Annotated in this window: 7 protein-coding genes; 5 read left to right on the forward strand and 2 right to left on the reverse strand. The window is 63.5% G+C overall.

Going from position 1 to position 6,261, the window contains the following annotated elements; translation table 11 throughout:
* From NA637_RS23660 to NA637_RS23670, 3 genes are all read left to right on the forward strand, one after another.
* On the forward strand, positions 1-772 hold a 772-nt coding region (locus NA637_RS23660), incomplete at its 5' end, for a DUF5924 family protein (RefSeq protein WP_256074936.1).
* Positions 773-835: 63 nt separating this feature from the next.
* Positions 836-1,363: an MgtC/SapB family protein gene (locus NA637_RS23665; protein ID WP_256074937.1), complete on the forward strand. Its 528-nt coding sequence runs from the start codon at positions 836-838 to the stop codon at positions 1,361-1,363.
* Positions 1,364-1,395: 32 nt separating this feature from the next.
* Complete coding sequence (locus tag NA637_RS23670; protein ID WP_256074945.1) at positions 1,396-2,712, forward strand: PQQ-dependent sugar dehydrogenase; 1,317 nt, start codon at positions 1,396-1,398, stop codon at positions 2,710-2,712.
* A gap of 44 nt (positions 2,713-2,756) precedes the next feature.
* On the opposite strand, the gene sfsA is transcribed toward NA637_RS23670, so the two are convergent.
* Together sfsA and NA637_RS23680 are read right to left on the reverse strand one after the other, a co-directional pair.
* The gene (gene sfsA / locus NA637_RS23675) at positions 2,757-3,464 is read right to left on the reverse strand and encodes a DNA/RNA nuclease SfsA (RefSeq protein WP_256074939.1); all 708 of its coding nucleotides are present in this window, start codon (positions 3,462-3,464) and stop codon (positions 2,757-2,759) included.
* The gene (locus tag NA637_RS23680) at positions 3,464-4,636 is read right to left on the reverse strand and encodes a pyridoxal phosphate-dependent aminotransferase (RefSeq protein ID WP_256074941.1); all 1,173 of its coding nucleotides are present in this window, start codon (positions 4,634-4,636) and stop codon (positions 3,464-3,466) included. The genes sfsA and NA637_RS23680 overlap by 1 nt, the downstream gene beginning before the upstream one ends.
* Positions 4,637-4,828: 192 nt before the next feature.
* Between NA637_RS23680 and dksA the strand changes: the two genes are divergently transcribed.
* Positions 4,829-5,272 carry an RNA polymerase-binding protein DksA gene (dksA, locus tag NA637_RS23685; RefSeq protein ID WP_256074943.1) on the forward strand — a complete coding sequence of 148 codons (444 nt, stop codon included), beginning with the start codon at positions 4,829-4,831 and terminating at the stop codon, positions 5,270-5,272.
* A 94-nt stretch (positions 5,273-5,366) separates the two neighbouring features.
* Positions 5,367-6,261: tRNA glutamyl-Q(34) synthetase GluQRS (gluQRS, locus tag NA637_RS23690; RefSeq protein WP_256074944.1), on the forward strand; the 895-nt coding region annotated here is incomplete at its 3' end.

Raw genomic sequence — 6,261 nt, forward strand, 5'->3', positions numbered from 1 at the left:
GGGCTATGTGACGCAGATGGTCCACCAGGAAAGCCTGTTCTTCATCATCCCGTTCTTTTTCATCACCACGACCTGGAACAGTGGCCAGGCCGCGTTCACCGTGATGCTGGGCGTGGCAGCGCTGGTCTCGCTGGTCGACCCGCTCTATTACAAGTGGCTCGCGCCGCGACGCTGGGTCTATCTGGCATTTCACGCGCTGACATTGTTTGCCGTTCTACTCACTGCGCTACCGATCATCTTCCACCTGTCGACCGCGCAAAGTTACCTCTGGGCATTGGGCATCGCCGTGGTATTCGCACTGCCGAGCCTCAGCGGATTGTTTGCTTCGTGGAGCTGGAGAAGCGTGCTGGGGGTGCTGGCGCTCGCAGCCGTGGTCAGCCTGACCGGCTGGGTGGGACGCACCTGGGTGCCGCCGGCAACGCTCTGGCTGACGGATGTCGCAGTAACCCCGACCCTCGATGATGCCTCGCGCACGCCTGGCCATCGTCTGCGTGAACTCTCCGGCCAACAGCTGCACCGCAATGGCCTCTACGCATTTACCGCAATCAACGCGCCGCGCGGCCTGAAAGAACGCATCTACCATGAATGGACGCACAACGGTAAGCGGGTCGACCGCATCCCGCTGGACATCAGCGGCGGCCGGGAGGCCGGCTATCGTGCCTGGACCCACAAGCGCAACTTTCCGAAGCAGGCCGAAGGCAAATGGCGCGTGCGGGTGATGACCGAAGCAGGACAGATGATCGGCATGCTGCGCTTCGAGGTCGTGGAATGAACCGCTGAAGCCAGGCGGTACTCGAACGGCAAAGCATGTCCGCTACAGCCCAAGGAGGAATGCATGGAATGGTGGGACATCTTGAGCCGCACCGTCGCCCAGGAATTTTCCGACATCCCCGACTTCGAGCATGCGATTCGCGTCTCCGTACGGCTGGTCCTGGCCGCGTTTTTGGGTGGCGTGCTAGGCTACGAACGTGAGTACAAGGGCAAGGCCGCCGGCCTGCGCACCCATATGCTGGTATCGCTGGGTGCCGCCCTCTTCGTTCTGGTGCCACTGGAAGCGGGGATGCCGATCGAAGACCTGTCTCGGGTCATGCAAGGCATCATCACCGGTATTGGCTTTCTGGGCGCCGGCACTATTCTGAAGGGCAGTTCGGTGGAGGACGTCAAAGGCCTTACCACGGCGGCAGGAATCTGGCTGACCGCGGCCATCGGCGTCGCCACGGGGCTGGGCCACGAGTCCATCGCAGTAATGACGACGGCCTTCGCATTGGTCATCTTTTTGCTGATGCCTCGCCTGGAGCAACATGCAGCGCATAGATCGGCCAGTTCCAACAAGAGGGGGCGGGATCAGGACAACGCCCCATGAGTCCAGCTGCGATCATTACTCAGGAGCAGACCATGCCCAGCCGTTACGCTTACCTGGCAACCGGAGCACTTATGCTTGGCCTGGCCGGCTGCGACACTGCAACACTGCCAGTCGAAGCTGGCTACGGCCCGGCCCCGGCGCTGCCCGAGCCGAACAAGTCGCTGATCCCGACCGTCAACATCGCCGAGGCCACCGGGTGGCCCGCGGATCGCTCGCCGCAAGCGGCTCCCGGCCTGCAAGTCCAGGCGTTCGCTGGCAACCTCGACCATCCACGCTGGCTCTATGTGCTGCCCAATGGCGACGTACTGGTGGCCGAAAGTGACGCCCCGCCCAAGCCGGAGGACAGCAAGGGCATTCGTGGCTGGATCATGAAAAAGGTCATGGCGCGGGCGGGCTCCGGCGGCCAGAGCGCCAACCGCATCACCCTGCTGCGTGACAGTGATGGTGATGGCACGCTGGAGGACCGCTCGGTATTCCTCGAAGGGCTGAATTCGCCGTTTGGCATGGCGCTGGTCGGAGACCAGCTGTATGTCGCCAATACCGATGCCCTGGTGCGCTTCCCTTATGAGGAGGGCACCACCCGCATCGACAGTGCCGGCGAAAAGGTCGTCGATCTGCCTGCCGGGCCGATCAATCATCACTGGACCAAGAACGTCATCGCCAGCCCCGACGGCTCACGGCTGTACGTCACCAGCGGCTCCAACAGCAACGTGGGTGAAAACGGCATGGAGGCCGAGGAAAACCGCGCGGCCATTCTGGAGATTGACCCGCACGATAAGACGATGCGGTTGTTCGCCTCGGGCCTGCGCAACCCCAACGGTTTGGCCTGGCAACCAGACAGCGGCGAGCTGTGGACCACCGTCAACGAGCGCGACGAAATCGGCAGCGATCTGGTGCCCGATTACATGACATCGGTACAAGACGCTGGTTTCTACGGCTGGCCCTACAGCTATTACGGTCAGCACGTTGACGAGCGGGTCAAGCCGCCGCGCCCGGATCTGGTGGCCAAAGCCATCATGCCCGACTACGCACTTGGCGCACACACGGCGTCGCTCGGGCTGGCCTTCTACGACGGTTCGCTGCTGCCCGAGCGCTACCGTCACGGCGCGTTCATCGGCCAGCATGGCTCCTGGAACCGCAAGCCACGCAGCGGCTACAAAGTGGTTTTCGTACCCTTCAAGGACGGCGAGCCGGACGGCACAGCCGAAGACGTGCTGACCGGCTTTCTCAACGAGGATGAGCAGGCCATGGGTCGCCCGGTGGGCGTCGCCGTGGACAAGGCCGGCGCGCTATTGGTGGCCGATGACGTCGGTAACGTGATCTGGCGGGTCACACCCAGCGGCCGGTGAAGGGAGAGGATCGCGACCTGGGCCCAAGCGGTCTACAGGTCCACTTACAGCATGACCGGCAAGGGACGCACCAGCCGGATCTCTTTCGGCGACAGTTCGACGCCGTAGGCCAGCACTTCGACGCCCGCCTCCACTGCATCCCTCAGCGCGGCGGCGTAGTGCGGGTCGATCTCGCCAGCGGGGCGCACGGCCTCGATTCCAGTGAGGTTGACGCAATACAGTTGTACCGCCCGTACGCCCTGGCGGGCCAGCACCGCCAGTTCGCGCAAGTGGCGAGCGCCGCGGGTCGTCACCGCATCGGGAAAAGCGGCGACGGCGGTACCGAGAAAGCCCAGGGTCACGCTTTTGACCTCGACGAACGCCGGGCCGGTGGGATAGTCCAGGCGGAAATCCACGCGACTGTTCTCGATGCCGTAGGCCACCTCACGCTTGAGCGCGGTGAAGCCCCTCAATTCCCCGATCGCGCCGGCCAGCAGCGCCTCTTCGACCAGTCGATTGGCCCGTGCCGTGTTGACGCAGGCCAGGCGCCCCTGCGGGGTTTCAACCAGTTCCCAGGTGCCCGGCAGCTTGCGCCTGGGATCGCTGTTGCGCTGAAACCAGACGCGCGCGCCCTCGCCCATGCAATTGAACATCGAGCCGGTATTCGGACAGTGGATGCACAGGTGCTCACCGGCGTCGGTAACGACATCGGCGAGGAAACGCTTGTAGCGCCGGACCAGCCGACCCTGCTGCAGAGGCGTTGGGAATTGCATCAGCCTTTCCAGCTCTGCAGGCCACGGGCAATGCGTTCGACCGCCTGCTCCAGCCGGGGCAGATCCTGCGTATAGGCGAACCGCACATGGTGACCGGCCTGGTGCCGCCCGAAATCCAACCCCGGCGTGATGGCGACGAACTCGGTTTCCAGCATGTGCTGGCAGAACGTATAAGCATCACCGCCGATGGCGCTGATATCAGCGTAGAGATAGAAAGCCCCTTCCGGCTCCACCGCAATGCCGAAGCCCAACTCGCGCAATGCGGGCAGCAGAAAATCACGGCGCTTGGCAAATTCGCCGCGACGCGCTTCGAGAATTTCCAGGGTGGCCGGCTCGAAGCAGACCAGTGCGGCATGCTGGGCCATGGTCGGCGCGCTGATGTAGAGGTTCTGCGCAAGCTTTTCCAGCTCGCTGACGGCCTGAGGTGGCGCGACCAGCCAACCGAGGCGCCAGCCGGTCATGCCGAAATACTTGGAGAAGCTGTTGAGCACGAACGCCGAGTCGTCGACTTCCAGCACACTGGCCGCATCGGTGCCATAGGTGAGGCCGTGGTAGATCTCGTCCACCACCAGATGCCCGCCGCGGCTTTTCAACGCAGCCGACAGTCCCGCCAGATCGTCCCGTGTCAGCAAGGTACCGGTGGGATTGGCCGGCGAAGCCACCAGGGCGCCCACGCTGTCCTTGCCCCAGTAGCGCTCGACCAGATCGGCCGTCAGCTGATAGCGCACATCAGGGCCGACCGGCACCAGTTGTGCGGCACCTTCGATCAGGCGCAGGAAGTGCCGGTTGCAGGGATAGCCCGGGTCGGCCAACAGCCAATGCTTGCCTGGGTCGACCAGCAAACTGCTGGCCAGTAGCAGCGCACCGGACCCGCCGGGAGTAATCAGCACGCGTCCGGGGTCAATAGACAGTTGATAGCGCTGCTGGTAGAAACCGGCAATCGCCTCGCGCAGTTGCGGCAGCCCTCGGGCGGCTGTATAGCGCGTATGGCCGGCCGCCAGGGCAGCCTGACCGGCCGCGACGATGGGCGCAGCGGTGGTGAAATCCGGCTCGCCGATTTCCAGGTGAATGACATCACGGCCCAGCGCCTGCAGCTCGTTGGCTCGCGCCAGCAGCGCCATGACATGAAAGGGTTCGATTGCACGGCTACGCGCGCTATATGACGAGGTCATCTGACCTTCCTGATGAGTACAAAATGTGAATTCTACCGAAGGTTCCTCTGACACCGCAGCCACCGTGATATTCGGGAGTAGCGCACCCCGATACGATCTGGTAAGTTCGCCCGCTTGCAGCCGCAGGGCCGGCACGGGCCGGCAGAGGGATTCACTATCCTGCGCAATGGACATAGCGAGAGGCGTTCATCCATGCCCATTACTAAAACGACACCCAGCAACCAACTGATCCGCGCCTTCGTTCCCTATAAGGAGTCCAAGGGCGAGGAATACATGAGCGATAACATGCGCGCTCATTTCACCGACATCCTCAATAAATGGAAGCTGGAGCTGATGGAGGAAGTCGACCGCACCGTGCATCACATGCAGGACGAAGCGGCCAACTTCCCGGATCCGGCCGATCGCGCCAGCCAGGAAGAAGAGTTCAGTCTGGAACTACGCGCCCGTGATCGCGAGCGCAAGTTGATCAAGAAGATCGACGAGACGCTGCAGCTGATCGAAGACAACGAGTATGGCTGGTGTGATTCCTGTGGCGTCGAGATTGGCATTCGTCGTCTGGAAGCCCGTCCGACCGCTACGCTGTGCATCGACTGCAAGACGCTGGCGGAGATCAAGGAAAAGCAGATCGGCTCCTGATCCCGAACGGGGCGCTCCGGCGCCCCGCTCTTTTCAGGCCTATCGCGCCGCGCCGTACCCCCGCCTCGCGGCTATCTACCCGAGCCGGCTCGCCATGCCCTCAATCGCCCCTTCCGCTTATGTCGGCCGCTTCGCCCCCACGCCCAGCGGCTACCTTCATTTCGGCTCGCTGATCGCGGCACTGGCTTCTTATCTCGATGCCCGCGCAGCCGGCGGCCGCTGGCTGCTGCGCATGGAAGACCTCGACCCACCGCGGGAAATGCCCGGGGCACAAGCTGCCATTTTGCAAGCGCTGGAAGCCTACGGATTCGAGTGGGATGGGCAGATGGTGCGCCAGAGCGAGCGGCTGGATGTCTACAACGAGGTTATCGAGCGCCTGTGGCGGGACGGTGGCGCCTACGCCTGCGACTGCTCGCGCAAACAGCTGCGACCCTTCGCCGGACCTTATCCGGGGTTCTGCCGCGATGCCGATCGGAACATGCAGAACGCCGCCATACGCCTGCGCGTGCCCGATCGCGAGTATGCATTTACTGACCGTGTGCAGGGCGAATTCCGCCAACACCTGGGCCGCGAGGTTGGTGATTTCGTGATCCGCCGTCGCGATGGACTGATTGCCTATCAGCTCGCCGTAGTGCTCGACGATGCCTGGCAGGGCGTGACCGACGTCGTTCGCGGTGCCGATCTGCTCGACTCGACGCCGCGTCAGTTGTATCTGCAAGAGCTGCTCGGTCTCCCACAACCACGATACCTGCACATCCCCCTGATCATTCAGCCGGACGGCCATAAACTGGGCAAACGTTACCGCTCGCCACCGCTACAGCCGGAACAGGCCACGCCGCTGCTGCTCCGCGCGCTGCGCGCCCTCGGCCAGCCAACCCCGAACGAGCTGCAGGACGCGCTGGCCGCCGAGATCCTTGGCTGGGCAGTGGCCAACTGGGACGCCGAGCGCATCCCCCGCACGCCGACGCTGGCGGAGGTGCAGCTGCGCT

The organism is Stutzerimonas stutzeri (assembly GCF_024448935.1).
GTDB classification, from domain to species: Bacteria; Pseudomonadota; Gammaproteobacteria; order Pseudomonadales; family Pseudomonadaceae; genus Stutzerimonas; species Stutzerimonas stutzeri_AO.